This is a genomic window from Citrobacter sp. Cu233, from assembly GCF_030332225.1.
In the GTDB taxonomy this organism is placed as follows: domain Bacteria; phylum Pseudomonadota; class Gammaproteobacteria; order Enterobacterales; family Enterobacteriaceae; genus Citrobacter.
This window is the reverse complement of record NZ_JAOWIF010000035.1, coordinates 1-20,249: the sequence shown is the minus strand read 5'-3', so window position 1 is coordinate 20,249 and position 20,249 is coordinate 1. Positions and strand designations below refer to the sequence as shown.

The 20,249-nt window shown below is 52.4% G+C and carries 22 protein-coding genes and 1 pseudogene; 16 read left to right on the top strand and 7 right to left on the bottom strand.

The features are described 5' to 3' along the window. Positions 1–17 precede the first annotated feature (17 nt). Positions 18–650: a cAMP-activated global transcriptional regulator CRP gene (gene crp / locus OGX95_RS13675; RefSeq protein WP_000242758.1), complete on the bottom strand. Its 633-nt coding sequence runs from the start codon at positions 648–650 to the stop codon at positions 18–20. A gap of 309 nt (positions 651–959) precedes the next feature. On the opposite strand from crp, the gene OGX95_RS13670 reads away from it, so the two are divergent. Then, positions 960–1,367 carry an OsmC family protein gene (locus OGX95_RS13670; RefSeq protein WP_286629805.1) on the top strand — a complete coding sequence of 136 codons (408 nt, stop codon included), beginning with the start codon at positions 960–962 and terminating at the stop codon, positions 1,365–1,367. 93 nt (positions 1,368–1,460) lie between these two features. Here OGX95_RS13670 and OGX95_RS13665 read toward each other — a convergent pair whose 3' ends face one another. The 4 genes and pseudogenes from OGX95_RS13665 to OGX95_RS13650 form a co-directional block, all read right to left on the bottom strand. Continuing rightward, positions 1,461–2,330: a phosphoribulokinase gene (locus OGX95_RS13665; RefSeq protein WP_286629804.1), complete on the bottom strand. Its 870-nt coding sequence runs from the start codon at positions 2,328–2,330 to the stop codon at positions 1,461–1,463. A 53-nt stretch (positions 2,331–2,383) separates the two neighbouring features. Next, complete coding sequence (locus OGX95_RS13660; protein ID WP_045448370.1) at positions 2,384–2,602, bottom strand: YheU family protein; 219 nt, start codon at positions 2,600–2,602, stop codon at positions 2,384–2,386. Then, a pseudogene (locus OGX95_RS13655) lies at positions 2,599–3,667 on the bottom strand (hydrolase). The gene OGX95_RS13660 and the pseudogene OGX95_RS13655 overlap by 4 nt, the downstream one beginning before the upstream one ends. Positions 3,668–3,702: 35 nt before the next feature. Then, positions 3,703–4,422 carry an NUDIX domain-containing protein gene (locus OGX95_RS13650; RefSeq protein ID WP_286629802.1) on the bottom strand — a complete coding sequence of 240 codons (720 nt, stop codon included), beginning with the start codon at positions 4,420–4,422 and terminating at the stop codon, positions 3,703–3,705. A 193-nt stretch (positions 4,423–4,615) separates the two neighbouring features. On the opposite strand from OGX95_RS13650, the gene prs reads away from it, so the two are divergent. Together prs and OGX95_RS13640 are read left to right on the top strand one after the other, a co-directional pair. Then, positions 4,616–5,476 carry a ribose-phosphate diphosphokinase gene (prs, locus tag OGX95_RS13645; RefSeq protein ID WP_286629801.1) on the top strand — a complete coding sequence of 287 codons (861 nt, stop codon included), beginning with the start codon at positions 4,616–4,618 and terminating at the stop codon, positions 5,474–5,476. A gap of 14 nt (positions 5,477–5,490) precedes the next feature. Then, complete coding sequence (locus tag OGX95_RS13640; RefSeq protein WP_286629800.1) at positions 5,491–6,981, top strand: nicotinate phosphoribosyltransferase; 1,491 nt, start codon at positions 5,491–5,493, stop codon at positions 6,979–6,981. Between the two features lie 54 nt (positions 6,982–7,035). Here OGX95_RS13640 and OGX95_RS13635 read toward each other — a convergent pair whose 3' ends face one another. Then, positions 7,036–8,937 (bottom strand): ABC transporter ATP-binding protein, encoded by a 1,902-nt coding sequence (locus OGX95_RS13635; protein ID WP_286629799.1) that lies wholly within the window; start codon positions 8,935–8,937, stop codon positions 7,036–7,038. 132 nt (positions 8,938–9,069) lie between these two features. On the opposite strand from OGX95_RS13635, the gene kefG reads away from it, so the two are divergent. From kefG to slyD, 4 genes are all read left to right on the top strand, one after another. Continuing rightward, entirely contained in the window at positions 9,070–9,621 is a 552-nt protein-coding gene (gene kefG / locus OGX95_RS13630) for a glutathione-regulated potassium-efflux system ancillary protein KefG (protein ID WP_286630079.1), read from the top strand. After that, entirely contained in the window at positions 9,621–11,426 is a 1,806-nt protein-coding gene (kefB, locus tag OGX95_RS13625) for a glutathione-regulated potassium-efflux system protein KefB (RefSeq protein WP_286629797.1), read from the top strand. Before kefG ends, kefB begins: the two co-directional genes overlap by 1 nt. A 9-nt stretch (positions 11,427–11,435) precedes the next feature. Next, entirely contained in the window at positions 11,436–11,636 is a 201-nt protein-coding gene (locus OGX95_RS13620; RefSeq protein ID WP_286629796.1) for a YheV family putative zinc ribbon protein, read from the top strand. Between the two features lie 94 nt (positions 11,637–11,730). Beyond that, a complete protein-coding gene (gene slyD / locus OGX95_RS13615; protein WP_003023634.1) occupies positions 11,731–12,336 on the top strand; it encodes a peptidylprolyl isomerase in 606 nt (201 codons plus the stop codon). 198 nt (positions 12,337–12,534) lie between these two features. Here the strand turns inward: slyD and OGX95_RS13610 are convergent, their stop codons facing one another. Beyond that, positions 12,535–12,753, bottom strand: coding sequence for a protein SlyX (locus OGX95_RS13610; RefSeq protein WP_003023639.1), 219 nt, complete (start codon positions 12,751–12,753; stop codon positions 12,535–12,537). A 232-nt stretch (positions 12,754–12,985) separates the two neighbouring features. Between OGX95_RS13610 and fkpA the strand changes: the two genes are divergently transcribed. The 9 genes from fkpA to tuf all read left to right on the top strand — a co-directional run. Further along, positions 12,986–13,804, top strand: coding sequence for an FKBP-type peptidyl-prolyl cis-trans isomerase (gene fkpA, locus OGX95_RS13605; RefSeq protein WP_286629795.1), 819 nt, complete (start codon positions 12,986–12,988; stop codon positions 13,802–13,804). A gap of 167 nt (positions 13,805–13,971) precedes the next feature. After that, a complete protein-coding gene (locus OGX95_RS13600) occupies positions 13,972–14,694 on the top strand; it encodes a helix-turn-helix transcriptional regulator (protein ID WP_003023643.1) in 723 nt (240 codons plus the stop codon). After that, positions 14,694–15,080 carry a sulfurtransferase complex subunit TusD gene (gene tusD, locus OGX95_RS13595; protein ID WP_286629794.1) on the top strand — a complete coding sequence of 129 codons (387 nt, stop codon included), beginning with the start codon at positions 14,694–14,696 and terminating at the stop codon, positions 15,078–15,080. Before OGX95_RS13600 ends, tusD begins: the two co-directional genes overlap by 1 nt. Continuing rightward, positions 15,080–15,439: a sulfurtransferase complex subunit TusC gene (gene tusC, locus OGX95_RS13590; protein WP_286629793.1), complete on the top strand. Its 360-nt coding sequence runs from the start codon at positions 15,080–15,082 to the stop codon at positions 15,437–15,439. Before tusD ends, tusC begins: the two co-directional genes overlap by 1 nt. 7 nt (positions 15,440–15,446) lie before the next feature. Then, positions 15,447–15,734 (top strand): sulfurtransferase complex subunit TusB, encoded by a 288-nt coding sequence (gene tusB, locus OGX95_RS13585; protein WP_271457505.1) that lies wholly within the window; start codon positions 15,447–15,449, stop codon positions 15,732–15,734. Between the two features lie 125 nt (positions 15,735–15,859). Further along, the gene (gene rpsL, locus OGX95_RS13580) at positions 15,860–16,234 is read left to right on the top strand and encodes a 30S ribosomal protein S12 (RefSeq protein WP_003023654.1); all 375 of its coding nucleotides are present in this window, start codon (positions 15,860–15,862) and stop codon (positions 16,232–16,234) included. Between the two features lie 95 nt (positions 16,235–16,329). Further along, the gene (rpsG, locus tag OGX95_RS13575; protein ID WP_003023657.1) at positions 16,330–16,800 is read left to right on the top strand and encodes a 30S ribosomal protein S7; all 471 of its coding nucleotides are present in this window, start codon (positions 16,330–16,332) and stop codon (positions 16,798–16,800) included. Between the two features lie 96 nt (positions 16,801–16,896). Beyond that, the gene (gene fusA, locus OGX95_RS13570; RefSeq protein ID WP_003023659.1) at positions 16,897–19,011 is read left to right on the top strand and encodes an elongation factor G; all 2,115 of its coding nucleotides are present in this window, start codon (positions 16,897–16,899) and stop codon (positions 19,009–19,011) included. A gap of 69 nt (positions 19,012–19,080) precedes the next feature. Next, positions 19,081–20,249: elongation factor Tu (tuf, locus tag OGX95_RS13565; protein ID WP_049014834.1), on the top strand; the 1,169-nt coding region annotated here is incomplete at its 3' end.

The window sequence follows — 20,249 nt, the reverse complement described above, 5'->3', positions numbered from 1 at the left end:
ACGCCATGTCGATGGGATTAACGCGTGCCGTAGACGACGATGGTCTTACCATGCGCGGAGATCAGGTTCTGATCTTCCAGCATCTTCAGGATACGACCAACGGTTTCACGGGAACAGCCAACGATCTGGCCAATTTCCTGACGGGTGATTTTAATCTGCATGCCGTCCGGGTGGGTCATCGCGTCAGGCTGTTTCGCCAGGTTCAGCAGAGTCTGGGCGATACGACCGGTTACGTCGAGGAAGGCAAGGTTGCCCACTTTTTCAGACGTTACCTGCAGACGACGAGCCATTTGAGAAGACAGGCGCATCAGAATATCCGGGTTAACCTGGATTAATTGACGAAATTTTTTGTATGAAATTTCAGCGACTTCACATGCGGTTTTGGCACGTACCCAGGCGCTACGTTCCTGGCCTTCTTCAAACAGGCCTAGTTCACCAATGAAATCGCCCTGATTCAGATAAGAAAGGATCATTTCTTTCCCTTCTTCATCTTTGATCAGCACTGCCACTGAGCCTTTAACGATGTAATACAACGTTTCCGCTTTTTCACCCTGGTGAATCAGCGTGCTCTTCGATGGGTACTTATGAATATGGCAATGAGACAAGAACCATTCGAGAGTCGGGTCTGTTTGCGGTTTGCCAAGCACCATGCGCGGTTATCCTCTGTTATAAGCTGTCTCCAGAGCCAGAAAACGACGCTGCCTCTGGGGTTGCAAAAATATGCTTCCCGCTACCTGGGAAAGGGGCTGCTAAAAAGTGAACTGCAGCCTGTAATGTGATGTCCTCTGCATACCTGCAGTACGCCAATGTATTACTGTAGCGTCCTGACTGTTTTAGCATAGCTTTCGCCGTGTGTCTCCTGGTGTCTCGCTTCAGCATGACGCAGGTCGCCTTCCGTTGCGAGAATTGTTATGTACGCGTAATCTGTCAGGAAAATTGAAACATTGGAGTTACGAAATATGCAAGCGCGTGTAAAGTGGGTTGAGGGGTTAACCTTCCTCGGTGAGTCCGCCTCAGGCCACCAAATTTTGATGGACGGTAACTCTGGTGATAAAGCGCCGAGCCCGATGGAGATGGTATTAATGGCGGCAGGGGGGTGTAGCGCCATTGATGTCGTGTCGATCCTGCAAAAGGGTCGCCAGGATGTCACCAACTGCGAAGTGAAGCTCACCTCTGAGCGTCGTGAAGAAGCACCGCGTCTGTTTACCCACATCAATCTGCATTTCATCGTGACGGGGCGCGACCTGAAAGATGCCTCTGTGTCTCGGGCGGTTGATCTTTCTGCTGAGAAATATTGCTCCGTGGCGTTGATGCTGGAAAAAGCGGTGAATATCACCCATTCCTATGAAGTGATTGCTGCTTCGTGATGCCATGCCTGATGGCATTACACTTATCAGGCCTACAGGATATAAACGTGTAGGCCGGATAAGGCATCAGCCGCCATCCGGCAAAAGAACACATTACTCGATCTTCTTCCCTTCCATCAGCCTCTGCACCAATGGCAGCATGATCAGCTCCATCGCCAGCCCCATCTTGCCGCCTGGCACGACTAACGTATTAATATGGGAAATGAATGAACCCTGCAGCATCGCCAGCAGCCAGGGATAATCGATGCCTTCCAGATTACGAAAATGAATCACTACAAAGCTCTCATCCAGCGATGGAATACTCTTTGCCGCAAAGGGGTTGGAGGTGTCGACGGTGGGTACACGCTGGAAGTTAATATGCGTGCGGGAAAACTGCGGCGTAATGTAATTGATATAATCGTCCATTGAGCGTACGACCGAGTCCATTACAGCCTCGCGGGAGTGACCGCGTTCGCTGGTATCGCGGGTGAGTTTCTGGATCCACTCCAGGTTGACGATCGGCACTACCCCAACCAACAGATCGACATGCCGCGCCACATTTTGTTGCGGGGTTACTACACCGCCGTGCAAGCCTTCATAAAACAGCACGTCTGTCGGTTCAGGCAGCGGCTGCCAGGGGGTAAATGTGCCCGGAACCTGGTTCCATGGAACGGCTTCATCGTAGGTATGCAGATATTTACGCGCTTGTCCTTTTCCCGTCTGGCCGTACTCAATGAAGGTGTGTTCGAGCAGGCCAAAGTCATTCGCTTCAGGGCCGAAGTAGCTGATGTGTCGTCCGGCGTCGCGCGCTTTGCGGATCGCCATATCCATTTCCGGGCGGGTATAACGATGAAAACTGTCACCTTCCACCTCGGCGGCACGCAGATTTAACTGTGCGAAAATTTTACGAAACGCGAGGCTGGTGGTGGTGGTCCCCGCGCCGCTGGATCCTGTTACCGCAATCACCGGATGTTTGGCAGACATAACAACTCCATAAATAGGTTGGTTTTTTATTATAGTCAGCCGTCGGCAGCGGATTACTCGTGAAGCTGTTTCCTCGGCATTATGTTGACCGTTTCATGCAGTTCGGACCACACCAGCACAGCTTCACCTGATTGTAGTTGGCGTTTGACGTCGGCGACTTTTTGTTCGAGCGAGCGTTCATGTTCACCATAATCGGTACCTTCGCGCAAGACAAAGCTTTCAATCAGGTTGTCCAGCGCTTCCGGGGAGATGTCTTGCCAGGGGATCATCATGATGATGCCTCCAGATATGTTGTCAGCCAGTCTGGAATACGGGATTCCAGCCACATCTCAGGGCGACGTAACGTGCCGCCAATAAATCCGACGTGTCCACCGCGCTCGGTGAGTTGATACTCCACCTGCGGGGGCAGGTTCTCGGGTTGTGGGATGACATGGCTATCCATAAACGGATCGTCTTTGGCGTGGATAATCAGCGTCGGTTTGGCGATCCGATTCAACAGTGGCATGGCGCTGCACTGACGATAATAGTCTATCGCATCGGCGAAACCGTGAATTTTTGCGGTTATCAGATCGTCAAAATCGCGAATACGACGCAGGGATTTTAATTGCGCGAGGCTCACTGGCAGCGACCCCGGGTATGCTTCCAGTTTACGTGAGGCGTTGGCTTTTAGCAGATTGAGCAGGTAGCGCTGGTAGACGCGGGAGAAACCTTTCTCCATATGATAACTACAGGCTTCCAGTACGAAAGGCGCAGAGACAATCACTGCGGCATCAATTGGAATGTCGTTGCCTTCTTTTGCCAGCAGGCAGGCCAGCATGTTGCCGCCGAGCGAATAGCCTACTGCAGCGGTTGGAACGCGTCCAAACTCGCGCTCCAGCCAGTGTAAAAACCAGGTGCCATCTTCTGTTTCACCAGAGTGATAAATACGATTCAGGCGATTTGGCTCGCCGCTACAGCCACGAAAATGCATCACTACACCGAGCCAGCCGCGCTTTTGCGCCGCTTCAATCAGGCCGTGGGCGTACGGGCTGTTCAGGCTTCCTTCCAGACCGTGAAAAACCACCAGACGCGGCTTATGTTTGGCCTGCTGTGGATCTTCGCTCCATGCCAGATCGACAAAGTCACCGTCGGGTAATTCCAGACGCTGCCAGTGGGCGTCGAATTTCACCTTACGGCGTATTAAACGCGGCAACATCGTCTGTAGGTGACGGTTACTGATACCACGCATAGGGCGGAATTCTCGCGAATCGTCAGTAGGTGGGGTCATTTCTGTGGACGTGATTTCAACCATAACACCAGAGCAATTAATAATCGGAAAGAATAACTATACCGCGCACAGCGTGTGCAGGTTAGCCAATATGTGATTTTGTGCTTATTCGGCCAGCAGGTTACGTGAAAAAAGATGAATTTCCACACCCGGTTTACGTCGCCACAGGCGGGCTTTTCGCGTGCCTGTCGCCATACTCTCACCGGTATCTTCAAACATACCTGATGCTTCAAAGCGGCGGATCAGGCTTTTGCGCTGAATCGACTGGCCGAGGATAACTTCTGTAGCTTCCTGTAGCTGACCATGGGTAAAGGTATCCGGTAAACAGTAAACGGGCAGTAAAGAATACATCGTTTTTTGCCGCAAGCGGTGCAGAGCAGCTTCAATGATGTTGTGGTGATCAAAGGCCAGTGGATAGTCGGCAAGCTTATCAACGGGTACCCAGCGGGCATCGCTGACGCTGGTGATATGCGGCTCGCAGTCCATCCAGGCGATAAGTGCAAACCAGGTGACCGTCAGGCTCCAGCCGCGCGGGTCACGATCTGGCCCGGAAACTGTGTCCAGTTGCTCCAGCCAGGAAGGTGAAACACCTGTTTTTTCAGTGAGTTTTCGTAGCGCTGTAGCGCGCGTGGAATCATCGTGTGCCATATCGATAAAGCCGCCGGGTAATCCCCAACGTCCTTTTTGCGGCTGGTTTGCCCGTTCGACCAGCAACACGCAGAGCGCCTGTTGATGCAGGGTAAATAACACGCTATCCACCGTCACCAGCGGAGAGGGAAAGCGGCGGGCATCATACTGATTCAGGTAGTCGGCTTCGGTGGTCATAAGGTACTCACGATGATGTGTAACGCCGCCAAGTGTACCAGCCCGGTACCGGGGGGCAAGGTGCGTTTTTTTCTCGTTGCTTATCAGTAGATTATTGCCATATTCAAAAAGAATGCATTCTTTGCTTGCTTAATATGTGTCTTAGGGACATTATTAATTGTGTCGAAGGGACATAATTAATAGGGGAAGCGAGATGAGCGTAAAATTAGCATTAACTCTGGATGACCAGGCTTACGCCATTACCAGCGGCATTTTTCCTGATGGGGCCGTCTGGTTAAACGTCACCGATGCGTTGCCATCCTTCGCTCGTCTGATGCGCATTCGCGCCACGGCGATGCGCGACATGAATGACTTTATGCTGCTGGCGCAGCTGGTGGAGGCGGTGCGTCATCAAACCGATGTACTGGTTAGCCACCTTGAACTTCCCTGGCTGCCGTGGGCGCGACAGGACCGACATATGGTTGCGGGCGACAGCTTTGCGCTGAAGGTCTTTGCCCGTCAGCTTAATACGCTGCAGTTCGACAAGGTGAAAGTGCTTGACCCACACAGCGACGCGGCGGCGGCAGCAATAGATAATTTTGTCTCGCTTCCACAGGACGTCTGCCTGTTGCAAAGTACGACCTTGCAGCGCCTGTTTACGCAAAATGCGCTGATGCTGGTGGCACCCGATGCCGGCGCGTTGAAGAAAATTGATGCTGTTGCCAGAGCAGCAGGGGTTGCAGAGTACGCCATTCTGAGCAAAAAACGTGATGTTGCCAGCGGTAACCTGACGGGTTTTACGCTGGTGGCCGGTGACGTTAAGGGGCGGGATGTGCTGATTGTCGACGACCTGTGTGACGCAGGCGGTACGTTCATTGGCTCTGCGCAGGTATTGCGTGATGCCGGTGCCCGCAGCGTCAGCCTGTACGTCACTCACGGGATCTTTTCAAAAGGTGTTGATCACCTGTTTGCCAACGGTATTGACGCCATCTACACCACCACGTCGTTAGCGGCTTCTACGTTGGCCCATCCGCAGCTTGAACTTATCGATATTGACGCGATTTACCACGCCTGAGGGAGACACGTGTTATGAAAATGAATCCAATTTTAGCTATCGACGGCTACAAAGTGTCTCACCGCGTGCAGTATCCGCAGGGCACCAGCCGGGTCTATTCCAACTTTACTCCGCGCAGCGATCGCTTTTTCTCGTCACCGTTACCGGATGGCAAGCTGGTGTTCTTTGGCCTGCAGGGATTTTTGCAGTGGTTTCTGATCGATCTGTTTAACGAGGCGTTCTTTGCCCGACCGCAGGAAGAGGTGGTCAGTGAATACAAGCAGGTGATGGACGATTATCTGGGAAAAGATGCGGTGGCGGTCGATCACATTCGTGCGCTGCATCAACTGGGTTATCTGCCGCTGCATATTAAGGCGCTGGACGAAGGCAGCAAGGTGCCAATGGCGGTACCGGTATTAACCATCATCAACACCCAACCTGCGTTTTTCTGGCTGGTGAATTACCTTGAGACGGTGTTGTCGGCAGAGCTGTGGAAAGCGTCCACCAACGCGACAATTGCCCACCACTACCGCAAAATCTGCGCGCATTGGGCAGAAAAAACCTGCAGCGATTTGACGCACCTTGATTTCCAGTGTCATGACTTTTCGTTTCGCGGCATGTCCGGATTGCAGGACTCCATGCAGGCGGGTGGCGGGCATTTATTGAGCTTTAAAGGCACTGACAGTATTCCCTCTCTGTTGTACGCCCGTGATTACTACACCGACGGTGAGGCGTATTTTATCGGTGCCAGCATTCCTGCCACCGAGCACAGCGTGATGTGTATGGGTGAGCGTGAACACGAGATTGAGACTTTCCGCCGACTGATTGCCGATATCTATCCGCAGGGGTTTGTGTCGATAGTTTCCGATACCTGGGACTACTGGCAGGTGCTGACGGAATATACCCGTGAACTGAAGGGCCTCATTCTGGCGCGTGAGGGGCGGGTGGTATTCCGTCCGGACAGCGGCAACCCGGTAGATATTCTGTGCGGCACCGGCGCGGATGATGATAACAGCGCCGATCGCACCCCGCAGGAGAAAGGCTCTGTGGAGGTGCTGTGGGAGATTTTTGGCGGTACGATTAACGCCAAAGGGTATAAGGTGCTCGACCCACATGTCGGGCTGATTTACGGCGATTCCATCACCCTTGAGCGGGCGAATGAGATCCTGCGTCGCCTGGAGGCCAAAGGATTTGCCAGCTCAAACGTGGTGTTCGGGGTGGGATCGTTTACCTATCAGTACAACACGCGCGATACCTTCGGTTTTGCGATGAAGGCGACCTGGGGAGAAGTGAATGGCAAAGGACGGACCATCTTTAAGGAGCCGAAAACCGATAATGGCCTGAAGCGCTCTGCCCGTGGGTTGCTGCGCGTTGCGCGTGATGAACAGGGTGAATTACGTCTGCATGATGAACAGAGTTGGGAACAGGAGCAGGAAGGCGAACTGAAAACCCGTTTTCTCAACGGTAAGCTTTTAAACCGTGAGCACTTCGAGCAAATTCGCCAGCGTCTGGCGACGCCACATTGATTCAAAAGAAAAAATGCCGGATGAGGTGTTTAGCATCGCATCCGGCAATCACGTTTACTCGGCCAGCATCTGCTCAAGCTGTTCCTGTGCATCCAGCCAGGCCATTTCACACTCTTCCAGCCCCGACTTCGCACTGGCCTGCTGTTGCAGACACGCGGTCAGCTCGGCTTTGCGACTTTGGTCGTACAGTTCGCTGTCACCGAGCTTCTCTTCCGCCTGCGCCAGCTGTGCGTGTAGCTTCTCCATCTCTTTTTCCAGACGGGTAATCTCTTTACGCAGCGGTTGCGTCAGGCTGCGTAGCTCGGCTTCGCGGCGTTTCTGGTCCTTACGCGCCTGGGCGCTGTTAACGCTCTCTTTTGCCGGTTCGTCGCCCTGGTTTTCTTGTTTTTGCACGTCGCTCAGCCACTGCTGATAATCTTCCAGATCGCCGTCAAACGGTTCGACCTTCTTGTCGTGCACCAGATAGAGGTCATCGGTGGTGGAGCGAATCAGGTGACGGTCGTGCGACACCACAACCAGTGCGCCTTCGAAATCGATCAACGCCTCAGTCAGCGCCTGGCGCATGTCGAGATCCAGGTGGTTGGTCGGTTCATCGAGCAGCAGCAGGTTCGGACGCTGCCAGACGATCAGTGCCAGCACCAGTCGTGCCTTTTCACCACCCGAGAAGCGGGCAGTCTGTTCGGTGACTTTATCGCCCTGGAAGCCGAATCCACCAAGGTAATCACGCAGCTTCTGTTCTAACTCCTGCGGCGCCATGCGGGCCAGATGCTGAATCGGCGATTCATCGGCACGTAAAAATTCCAGCTGATGCTGGGCGAAGTAACCGAGTTTAATGCCTTTCGCCAGACCGATTTCGCCGCTTATTGGAGCCAGCTCTCCTGCCAGCAGTTTAATCAGCGTGGATTTACCCGCACCGTTGCGCCCTAACAGGCCGATACGCGAGCCCGGCACCAGATTCAGTTTGATGGAGTCGAGGATTGTGCGATCGCCGTAGCCAGCACTCACTTTTTCCATTTTCAGCAGCGGGTTAGGCAGGCTTTCCGGTTCACGGAAGCTGAAATGGAACGGGTTATCGACGTGGGCCGGGGCAATCAGCTCCATGCGCTCCAGCATTTTGATACGGCTCTGCGCCTGTTTTGCCTTGGTTGCTTTCGCGCGGAAACGATCGATATAGCTTTGCAGATGCGCCACGCGCTCCTGCTGGCTTTCGTACATTGCCTGTTGTTGTGCAAGGCGGGTTGCCCGCTGAACTTCAAACGCGCTGTAGTTGCCGGTGTACTCGAACATAGTTTGCTGTTCGATATGAATAATTTTATCCACCACCGGATCGAGGAAGTCCCGGTCGTGAGAGATCAAAATCAGCGTCCCCTGATAGCTTTTCAACCATCTTTCCAGCCAGATTACCGCATCGAGATCGAGGTGGTTGGTTGGTTCATCAAGCAGTAGCAGGTCTGAACGGCAAATCAGCGCCTGGGCCAGATTGAGGCGCATACGCCAGCCACCGGAGAAATCGCTGACCGGGCGCTCCAGCTGCTCGTTAGAGAAACCGAGACCGTGCAGCAGGCTGGCCGCGCGTGAGCGAATGGTCCAGGCGTCTATGGCGTCCAGTTTTCCGTGTACGGTGGCAATGGCGTGTCCATCGTTACGTTCGTTGGCATCGTTTAACTGTGCTTCGAGTTGACGATATTCGCGGTCGCCATCAATCACGTATTCCAGCGCAGGCTGTGGTAACGCTGGTGTTTCCTGATTCACCCATGCGAGTTGCCAGTTTCCCGGGAACGTAAATCCGCCGGCGTCAGCGCTGATTTCATTTTTCAGCAATGCCAGCAGGGTAGATTTACCGCAGCCATTTTTACCCACCAGGCCAACCTTCTGCCCAGGATTAATGGTGGCCGTGGCATTGTCCAGCAAGACGCGCACGCCGCGACGAATTTGTAACGATGAGAAAACAATCATAAGGCGCCGTATGTTCAGACTATGTTAATTTATCATTATGATAATGTAATGTGTGGGCCGTTTGCCGCACCGAGGCGCAATGGTAGCCCAAAACGCCGAAAATAGACAAAAGACAAAACCGGGAGGGGGATGATGTCCCAGCCAGCGAAAGTGTTGCTGCTGTATGCCCATCCGGAATCTCAGGACTCGGTCGCGAACCGGGTTCTGCTTAAACCGGCCATGCAGCTCAGTAATGTTACCGTGCACGATCTTTACGCGCACTATCCCGATTTTTTTATCGATATTTCGCACGAGCAGGAAATGCTGCGTGAGCATGATGTGATTGTTTTTCAGCATCCTCTCTATACCTATAGCTGCCCGGCCCTGCTAAAGGAGTGGTTTGATCGCGTACTGAGCCGTGGGTTTGCCAGTGGTCCCGGAGGGAACCAACTGGCGGGAAAGTACTGGCGGAGTGTGATCACCACCGGTGAGCCGGAAAGTGCGTATCGGTATGACGCGCTGAACCGCTATCCGATGAGTGATGTGCTGCGCCCCTTTGAGCTGACGGCCGGTATGTGCCGGATGCACTGGATGAGCCCCATCATCGTTTACTGGGCCAGACGGCAAACGAAGCAGGAGCTGGACAGCCATGCTAAAGCGTATGGTGACTGGCTGGCGAATCCGATTCCTGTGGGAGGCCGCTGATGGAAGGTTCTGATTTATTGACTGCGGGAGTGCTATTCCTTTTCGCGGCGGTGGCTGCGGTGCCGTTGGCATCGCGGCTGGGTATTGGACCGGTGTTAGGTTATTTGCTGGCGGGAATCGCTATTGGCCCATGGGGACTTGGATTCATCAGCGACGTGGATGAAATTCTGCACTTCTCCGAGCTGGGCGTGGTTTTTCTGATGTTCATTATTGGGCTGGAGCTTAACCCCGCCAAACTGTGGCAACTGCGACGCTCTATCTTTGGTGTCGGGGCCGCGCAGGTGGTGCTCAGCGCGGTGATTCTGGCCGGCCTGCTGATGCTGACGAATTTTTCCTGGCAGGCGGCGGTAGTGGGTGGCATTGGTCTTGCGATGTCTTCAACCGCGATGGCGCTCCAGTTAATGCGAGAGAAGGGGATGAACCGCAGTGAATCCGGACAGCTGGGTTTTTCGGTATTGCTGTTTCAGGATCTGGCGGTCATTCCCGCACTGGCGCTGGTTCCGCTGTTAGCAGGATCAGCCGATGAGCATTTTGACTGGATCAAAGTGGGCATGAAAGTGTTGGCTTTTGCTGGCATGTTGATTGGCGGACGCTATCTGCTGCGTCCGGTATTTCGCTTTATCGCGGGGTCCGGCGTGCGAGAAGTATTTACCGCAGCCACGCTGCTGCTGGTATTGGGCTCTGCGTTATTTATGGATGCGCTGGGCCTGTCGATGGCGCTTGGAACGTTTATCGCTGGCGTGCTGCTGGCGGAAAGTGAATATCGACATGAACTGGAAACGGCGATTGATCCCTTTAAAGGGCTTTTGCTCGGGTTATTTTTCATCTCGGTGGGGATGTCACTTAACCTTGGCGTGCTTTATACCCATATTTTGTGGGTAGTGGCGAGCGTGATGGTACTGGTCATCGTGAAGACGCTGGTGCTCTATGTGTTGGCGCGGCTGAACGGCATGAGAAGCTCGGAGCGGATGCAATTTGCGGGGGTGCTAAGCCAGGGCGGAGAATTTGCCTTCGTGCTTTTTTCAACGGCATCTTCCCAGCGGCTGTTTCAGGGCGATCAAATGGCACTTTTGCTGGTAACCGTCACGCTGTCGATGATGACCACGCCATTGTTGATGAAGCTGATTGATAAATGGCTCTCTCGCCAGTTCAATGGCCCGGATGAGGAAGATGAACAGCCCTGGGTGGAAGACGATAAGCCGCAGGTTATCGTGGTGGGTTTTGGGCGTTTTGGTCAGGTGATCGGCCGTTTGCTAATGGCGAACAAAATGCGTATTACCGTACTGGAGCGGGATATCAGTGCGGTGAATCTGATGCGTAAATATGGCTATAAAGTCTATTACGGCGATGCCACTCAGGTGGAGCTTTTACGTTCCGCTGGCGCAGAGGCGGCGCAGTCTATTGTGATCACCTGCAATGAACCTGAAGACACGATGAAGCTGGTGGAACTGTGCCAACAACATTTTCCGCATTTGCATATTCTTGCGCGCGCGCGCGGACGTGTAGAGGCGCATGAGTTATTACAGGCAGGTGTCACGCAGTTTTCCCGTGAAACCTTCTCGAGCGCACTGGAACTGGGGCGCAAAGCGCTGGTGTCGTTGGGGATGCATCCGCATCAGGCGCAGCGTGCCCAGCTGCATTTTCGTCGGCTGGATATGAGCATGTTGCGGGAGCTGATCCCTATCCACACCGATACGGTACAAATTTCTCGTGCCCGGGAAGCCAGGCGCGAGCTGGAAGAGATTTTCCAGCGTGAAATGCAGCGAGAGCGACGTCAGCTGGATGGCTGGGATGAATTTGAGTAGAGGATAACCATGGCAATTCGTAAACGTTTTATTGCAGGCGCAAAATGTCCGTCCTGCCAGACGCAGGATTCGCTGGCGATGTGGCGTGAAAATAATATCGATATTGTTGAGTGTGTTAAGTGCGGTCATCAGATGCGCGAGGCCGATAAAGAGGCCCGCGAGCACGTTCGCAAAGAAGAGCAAGTGATCGGGATTTTTCATCCGGACTAGCGATATGCCGCAGCTTTTTTTAAGCTAGAGGGTACACGGGTGCAGAATTCCGCTACAATCTGCGCCACTATTCTTTCCATGCTCAGGAGATATCATGAAAGTAGCAAAGGACCTGGTGGTCAGCCTGGCCTATCAGGTACGTACAGAAGACGGTGTGTTGGTTGATGAGTCTCCGGTGAGTGCACCGCTGGACTACCTGCATGGTCACGGTTCCCTGATTTCTGGCCTGGAAACAGCGCTGGACGGTCATGAAGTTGGCGATAAATTCGACGTTGCTGTAGGCGCAAACGACGCTTACGGTCAGTATGATGAAAACCTGGTGCAGCGCGTGCCGAAAGACGTCTTTATGGGCGTTGACGAACTGCAGGTTGGCATGCGTTTCCTGGCTGAAACTGACCAGGGTCCGGTACCGGTAGAAATTACCGAAGTGGAAGACGACCACGTTGTGGTTGACGGTAACCACATGCTGGCTGGCCAGAATCTGAAATTCAACGTAGAAGTTGTTGCTATCCGTGAAGCGACCGAAGAAGAGCTGGCCCACGGCCACGTTCACGGTGCACATGGCCACGACCACGATCATGACCACGGTCACGATGGTTGCTGCGGTGGTCACGGTCACGACCATGGTCACGAGCACGGCGGCGAAGGCTGCTGCGGCGGTGGCGGTAAAGGTAACGGCGGCGGCTGCGGTTGCCACTAATACCCTTCGTCTTTCAACCCACAGCGGTGTTGGCTGCGCTTTCGAATCCCGGTCACATAGTTATCTATGCTCCCAGGACTTCCTCAAGCTTGCCACCTTGCTGTGATTTGAAATCCTTTGGGTATATGTGAGTAGATCCGATAAGCGTTAGCGCCTTCGGACACAAAAAAAGCGGGGAAACCCCGCTTTTTTTACGTCTCAATAATGTGGTGGTGGTGTCTCTTCAGACTGCGACGCAATATGAGACGGCTGAGTGGCTTTGAGCTTTTCTGTCAGCAGACGCAGATGGTCGCGCAGTTTGGCCATTTCAAGTTCATGTGCGGTTACGGTTACGTTCAGCTCTTCAATGGTTATTTCCTGAAACGCCAGGCGACTCTCCAGCTCAGCCAGGCGAGTTTCCATCGTTGTATCCTGCATGATTCACCTCTTTTGTTTTTTTCCGGCAGATCGCGGACTGCGGCGAATTCTACTTAACTTTGCCTGTTTGCACAGCACTCATTCCTTCGCAACGAAACTAATTTAAACAAAAAGTGTCTGAAAAGTGGTGATAATAGGGCGTGCCTGTATGTTGATTTGTTCTACAACGCTTTATAGTACGTTTTTATGTTAGCTAACCCTGGGGTGAGATGCCCCGGCCCTGGAGAGATGGATGAAATCACTGTTTAAAGTAACGCTGCTGGCGACCACAATGGCCGTTGCACTGCATGCCCCGATCACCTTCGCTGCTGATGCTGCGAAACCAGCCGCTACCGCTGACAGCAAAGCAGCATTCAAAAATGACGACCAAAAAGCCGCTTATGCGTTGGGCGCGTCCCTGGGTCGTTACATGGAAAACTCCCTGAAAGAACAGGAAAAACTGGGCATCAAACTGGATAAAGATCAGTTGATCGCGGGTGTTCAGGATGCGTTTGCAGATAAGAGTAAACTGTCTGACCAGGAAATCGAACAAACTCTGCAGGCCTTTGAAGCGCGCGTGAAGACTTCCGCTCAGGCGAAAATGGAAAAAGATGCGGCTGACAACGAAGCCAAAGGTAAAGTGTACCGCGAGAAGTTTGCTAAAGAGAAAGGGGTTAAAACCTCTTCTACTGGCCTGGTCTACAAAGTAGAGAAAGAAGGTACCGGTGAAGCACCGAAAGACAGCGATACTGTGGTTGTGAACTACAAAGGTACGCTGATCGATGGTAAAGAGTTTGATAACTCTTATACCCGTGGCGAGCCGCTCTCTTTCCGTCTGGATGGCGTGATCCCAGGCTGGACTGAAGGCCTGAAAAATATCAAGAAAGGCGGTAAAATCCAGTTGGTTATCCCACCGGATCTGGCTTACGGCAAAACGGGCGTTCCGGGCATCCCTGCTAACTCCACGCTGGTTTTTGATGTTGAGCTGTTAGATATCAAACCGGCACCGAAAGCAGATGCGAAGCCAGATGCTGCGCCGGCTGATAAAGCTGCAGACAGCAGCAAAAAGTAAATGATTAGAAACCGCCGCCCATAGGGCGGCGGTTTTTTATTATCGGCAGGATATAATTAATACTGGAAAGCGCCTTGTGCGCTGTATTACTTTAGATGCCCCTATAATAGTGATGAGCCTGCCCTGACAACATAACGACAGGCTCCTGAAAAGGAGTGCTTTTTTTCATGTCCAGGTCGCTTTTAACCAACGAAACCAGTGAACTAGATTTGCTGGATCAACGTCCTTTCGATCAAACCGACTTCGATATCCTTAAATCCTATGAAGCGGTAGTGGACGGGTTGGCGATGCTCATTGGTTCCCATTGTGAAATCGTATTGCACTCTTTGCAGGATTTGAAATGCTCAGCCATTCGCATCGCTAACGGTGAACACACGGGCCGTAAAATTGGCTCGCCGATTACCGACCTTGCGTTGCGTATGCTGCATGATATGACGGGTGCGGATAGCAGCGTGTCGAAGTGTTATTTCACACGCGCGAAAAGCGGTGTCTTGATGAAGTCGGTGACGATTGCCATTCGCAACCGTGAGCATCGCGTGATTGGTCTGCTGTGCATCAACATGAACCTTGATGTCCCTTTCTCGCAGATAATGAATACCTTTATCCCACCGGAGACCCCGGAAGTGGGGTCAGCCGTGAACTTCGCGTCCTCAGTCGAAGATCTGGTGACGCAGACGCTGGAGTTCACCATTGAAGAAGTGAACGCCGATCGTAACGTCTCTAACAATGCCAAGAATCGTCAGATTGTCCTGAACCTGTATGAGAAAGGGATCTTCGATATTAAAGATGCGATCAATCAGGTCGCCGATCGTCTGAACATCTCCAAGCACACGGTCTACCTCTATATTCGCCAGTTCAAAAGCGGTGATTTCCAGGGGCAAGATAAGTAATGCGTTTTGCCATCATGGTCACCGGGCCCGCCTACGGCACACAGCAAGCGAGTAGCGCATTGCAATTTGCGTACGCGTTACTCAAAGAAGGACACGAATTGTGCAGCGTCTTCTTCTATCGTGAGGGCGTGTATAACGCGAACGTTCTGACATCGCCCGCCAGCGATGAATTTGATTTAGTACGAGCCTGGCAAAAGCTTAACCAACAGCATGGTGTGGCGCTGAATATCTGTGTTGCGGCAGCCTTGCGGCGTGGCGTCGTTGATGAGACTGAGGCAACTCGGCTAGGGTTGTCTGGTGCTAATTTACAGTCAGGATTTACTCTCAGTGGTCTTGGATCGCTGGCTGAAGCATCCCTGACGTGCGATCGCGTGGTACAGTTTTAATGAAACGTGTTGCCTTTGTTTTTTCTACTGTGCCGCACGGCAGCGCATCCGGCCGCGAAGGGCTGGATGCTTTACTGGCGACATCTGCGTTAACGGAAGATCTCGGCGTGTTCTTTATCGGTGATGGTGTCTTCCAGATCCTTCAGGGTCAACAACCGGATGCCGTTCTGGCGCGAGACTATGTTGCTACTTTCAAACTGTTAGGATTGTACGATATCGAACAATGCTGGCTTTGTGCGGCCTCATTGCGTGAGCGCGGCCTTGCAGAGGGGACTAATTTTGTGGTTGATGCGACGGCGCTTGAACCGGAAGATTTGCGTCGTGAGCTGGGCAACTATGACGTCATTTTGAGGTTTTAAGGCTCTCATGCTACACATTTTACATCGCTCTGCGTGGCTAACCGACTTCTCCTCCCTCCTGCGTCTGATTGCTGAAGATGACGAGCTTTTACTGCTTCAGGATGGCGTCACTGCAGCAATAGAAGGCAGTCGTTTCCTTGAAAGTCTGCAAAATGCCTCCATTAAGGTCTATGTACTGGAAGAAGACATTAAAGCTCGCGGGTTGGGTGGTCAAATTTCAGACAGTGTCGTCAGGGTTGGCTATACTGACTTCGTCAGACTTACGGTGAAGCATCTCAGCCAGATGACCTGGTAATTGTGGGATCGTTGTATATTTCTTGACACCTTTTCGACACCGACCTAAAATTCTGCGTCCTCATATTGTATGAGGTCGTTTTATTACGTGTTTACGAAGCAAAAGCTAAAACCAGGAGCTATTTAATGGCAACAGTTAACCAGCTGGTACGCAAACCACGTGCACGCAAAGTTGCAAAAAGCAACGTGCCTGCGCTGGAAGCATGCCCGCAGAAACGTGGCGTATGTACTCGTGTATATACTACCACTCCTAAAAAACCGAACTCCGCACTGCGTAAAGTTTGCCGTGTTCGTCTGACTAACGGTTTTGAAGTGACTTCCTACATCGGTGGTGAAGGTCACAACCTGCAGGAGCACTCCGTGATCCTGATCCGTGGCGGTCGTGTAAAAGACCTCCCGGGTGTTCGTTACCACACCGTTCGTGGTGCGCTTGACTGCTCCGGCGTTAAAGACCGTAAGCAATCACGCTCCAAGTATGGCGTGAAACGTCCTAAGGCTTAATGGTTCTCCGTTAAGTAAGGCCAAACGTTTTATATTAATGTCAAACTAAACTCTTAGAGTTTTGGACAATCCTGAATTAACAACGGAGTATTTCCATGCCACGTCGTCGCGTCATTGGTCAGCGTAAAATTCTGCCGGATCCGAAGTTCGGATCAGAACTGCTGGCTAAATTTGTAAATATCCTGATGGTAGATGGTAAAAAATCTACTGCCGAAACTATCGTATACAGCGCGCTGGAGACCCTGGCTCAGCGTTCTGGTAAAAACGAACTGGAAGCTTTCGAAGTAGCTCTCGAAAACGTGCGCCCGACTGTCGAAGTTAAGTCTCGCCGCGTTGGTGGTTCTACTTATCAGGTACCAGTTGAAGTCCGTCCGGTCCGTCGTAATGCTCTGGCAATGCGTTGGATCGTTGAAGCTGCTCGTAAACGCGGTGATAAATCCATGGCTCTGCGCCTGGCGAACGAACTTTCTGATGCTGCAGAAAACAAAGGTACTGCAGTTAAGAAACGTGAAGACGTTCACCGTATGGCAGAAGCCAACAAGGCGTTCGCACACTACCGTTGGTAATCCCTTCGGAGTTTTAGTCACCAGGCGGGCGCTTCTAGTAAGCAGCCCGCTTTGGGCTACTTAAATTGAACGCCTAAAAGATAAACGAGGAATCAAATGGCTCGTACAACACCCATCGCGCGCTACCGTAACATCGGTATCAGTGCGCACATCGACGCCGGTAAAACCACTACTACCGAACGTATTCTGTTCTACACCGGTGTAAACCATAAAATCGGTGAAGTTCATGACGGCGCAGCCACCATGGACTGGATGGAGCAGGAGCAGGAACGTGGTATTACTATCACCTCCGCAGCGACTACTGCATTCTGGTCTGGTATGGCTAAGCAGTACGAACCGCATCGCGTAAACATCATCGACACCCCGGGGCACGTTGACTTCACTATCGAAGTAGAACGTTCCATGCGTGTGCTTGATGGTGCAGTAATGGTTTACTGCGCAGTTGGTGGTGTTCAGCCTCAGTCTGAAACCGTATGGCGTCAGGCAAACAAATATAAAGTTCCGCGCATTGCGTTCGTTAACAAAATGGACCGTATGGGTGCGAACTTCCTGAAAGTTGTTGGTCAGATCAAAACCCGTCTGGGCGCGAACCCTGTTCCGCTGCAGCTGGCAATTGGCGCTGAAGAAGCGTTCACCGGTGTTGTTGACCTGGTGAAAATGAAAGCCATCAACTGGAACGAAGAAGATGCAGGCGTAACCTTCACTTATGAAGATATCCCGGCTGACATGCAGGAACTGGCTGAAGAATGGCACCAGAACCTGATCGAGTCCGCTGCGGAAGCTTCAGAAGAGCTGATGGAGAAATACCTGGGTGGTGAAGAACTGACTGAAGAAGAGATCAAAAAAGCTCTGCGTCAGCGTGTTCTGAACAACGAAATCATCCTGGTAACCTGTGGTTCTGCGTTCAAGAACAAAGGTGTTCAGGCGATGCTGGATGCGGTAATTGATTACCTGCCATCCCCAGTCGACGTACCTGCGATCAACGGTATTCTGGACGACGGTAAAGATACTCCTGCTGAGCGTCATGCTAGCGATGACGAGCCGTTTGCTGCTCTGGCATTCAAAATCGCTACCGACCCGTTTGTGGGTAACCTGACCTTCTTCCGTGTGTACTCAGGTGTGGTTAACTCCGGTGACACCATCCTGAACTCCGTGAAAACTGCACGTGAGCGTTTTGGCCGTATCGTTCAGATGCACGCCAACAAACGTGAAGAGATCAAAGAAGTTCGCGCGGGCGATATCGCGGCTGCAATCGGTCTGAAAGACGTGACCACTGGTGACACTCTGTGTGACCCGGATCACCCGATCATTCTGGAACGTATGGAATTCCCTGAGCCGGTAATCTCCATCGCAGTTGAACCGAAAACCAAAGCTGACCAGGAAAAAATGGGTCTGGCTCTGGGCCGTCTGGCTAAAGAAGACCCGTCTTTCCGTGTATGGACTGACGAAGAATCTAACCAGACCATTATCGCTGGTATGGGTGAGCTGCACCTCGACATCATCGTTGACCGTATGAAGCGTGAATTCAACGTTGAAGCGAACGTCGGTAAACCTCAGGTTGCTTACCGCGAAGCGATTCGTGCGAAAGTTACCGATATCGAAGGTAAACACGCTAAGCAGTCTGGTGGTCGCGGTCAGTACGGTCATGTTGTTATCGACATGTACCCGCTGGAGCCGGGTTCAAACCCGAAAGGCTACGAGTTCATCAACGACATCAAAGGTGGTGTAATTCCTGGCGAATACATCCCGGCCGTTGATAAAGGCATCCAGGAACAGCTGAAATCCGGCCCGCTGGCTGGTTACCCGGTTGTTGATCTGGGCGTGCGTCTGCACTTCGGTTCTTACCATGACGTTGACTCCTCTGAGCTGGCGTTTAAACTGGCCGCTTCTATCGCCTTCAAAGATGGCTTTAAGAAAGCGAAACCAGTTCTGCTTGAGCCTATCATGAAGGTTGAAGTAGAGACTCCGGAAGAGAATACCGGTGACGTTATCGGTGACTTGAGCCGCCGTCGTGGTATGCTTCGTGGTCAGGAATCCAACGTCACTGGCGTTGTTATCCACGCTGAAGTTCCGCTGTCTGAAATGTTCGGATATGCAACCCAACTGCGTTCTCTGACCAAAGGCCGTGCTTCTTACTCCATGGAGTTCCTGAAGTACGACGATGCGCCGAACAACGTTGCTCAGGCCGTTATTGAAGCCCGTGGTAAATAAGCCACAGGATTAAAACCTAAGTCCCGTGCTCTCTCCAAAGGGGAGAGCACTATAGTAAGGAATATAGCCGTGTCTAAAGAAAAATTTGAACGTACAAAACCGCACGTTAACGTCGGCACCATCGGCCACGTTGACCACGGTAAAACTACCCTGACCGCTGCAATCACCACCGTACTGGCTAAAACCTACGGCGGTGCTGCTCGTGCTTTCGACCAGATCGATAACGCTCCGGAAGAAAAAGCTCGTGGTATCACCATCAACACCTCTCACGTTGAATATGACACCCCGACTCGCCACTACGCGCACGTAGACTGCCCGGGCCACGCCGACTATGTTAAAAACATGATCACCGGTGCTGCGCAGATGGACGGCGCGATCCTGGTTGTTGCTGCGACTGACGGCCCGATGCCGCAGACCCGTGAGCACATCCTGCTGGGTCGTCAGGTAGGCGTTCCGTACATCATCGTGTTCCTGAACAAATGCGACATGGTTGATGACGAAGAGCTGCTGGAACTGGTAGAAATGGAAGTTCGTGAACTTCTGTCTCAGTACGATTTCCCGGGCGACGACACGCCGATCGTTCGTGGTTCTGCTCTGAAAGCGCTGGAAGGCGAAGCAGAGTGGGAAGCGAAAATCATCGAACTGGCTGGCTTCCTGGATTCTTACATCCCGGAACCAGAGCGTGCGATTGACAAGCCGTTCCTGCTGCCTATCGAAGACGTATTCTCCATCTCCGGTCGTGGTACCGTTGTTACCGGTCGTGTAGAACGCGGTATCATCAAAGTTGGTGAAGAAGTTGAAATCGTTGGTATCAAAGAGACTGCTAAGTCTACCTGTACCGGCGTTGAAATGTTCCGCAAACTGCTGGACGAAGGCCGTGCTGGTGAGAACGTTGGTGTTCTGCTGCGTGGTATCAAACGTGAAGAAATCGAACGTGGTCAGGTACTGGCTAAGCCGGGCTCTATCAAGCCGCACACCAAGTTCGAATCTGAAGTGTACATTCTGTCCAAAGACGAAGGCGGCCGTCATACTCCGTTCTTCAAAGGCTACCGTCCGCAGTTCTACTTCCGTACTACTGACGTGACGGGTACCATCGAACTGCCGGAAGGCGTAGAGATGGTAATGCCGGGCGACAACATCAAAATGGTTGTTACCCTGATCCACCCGATCGCGATGGACGACGGTCTGCGTTTCGCAATCCGTGAAGGCGGCCGTACCGTTGGCGCGGGCGTTGTTGC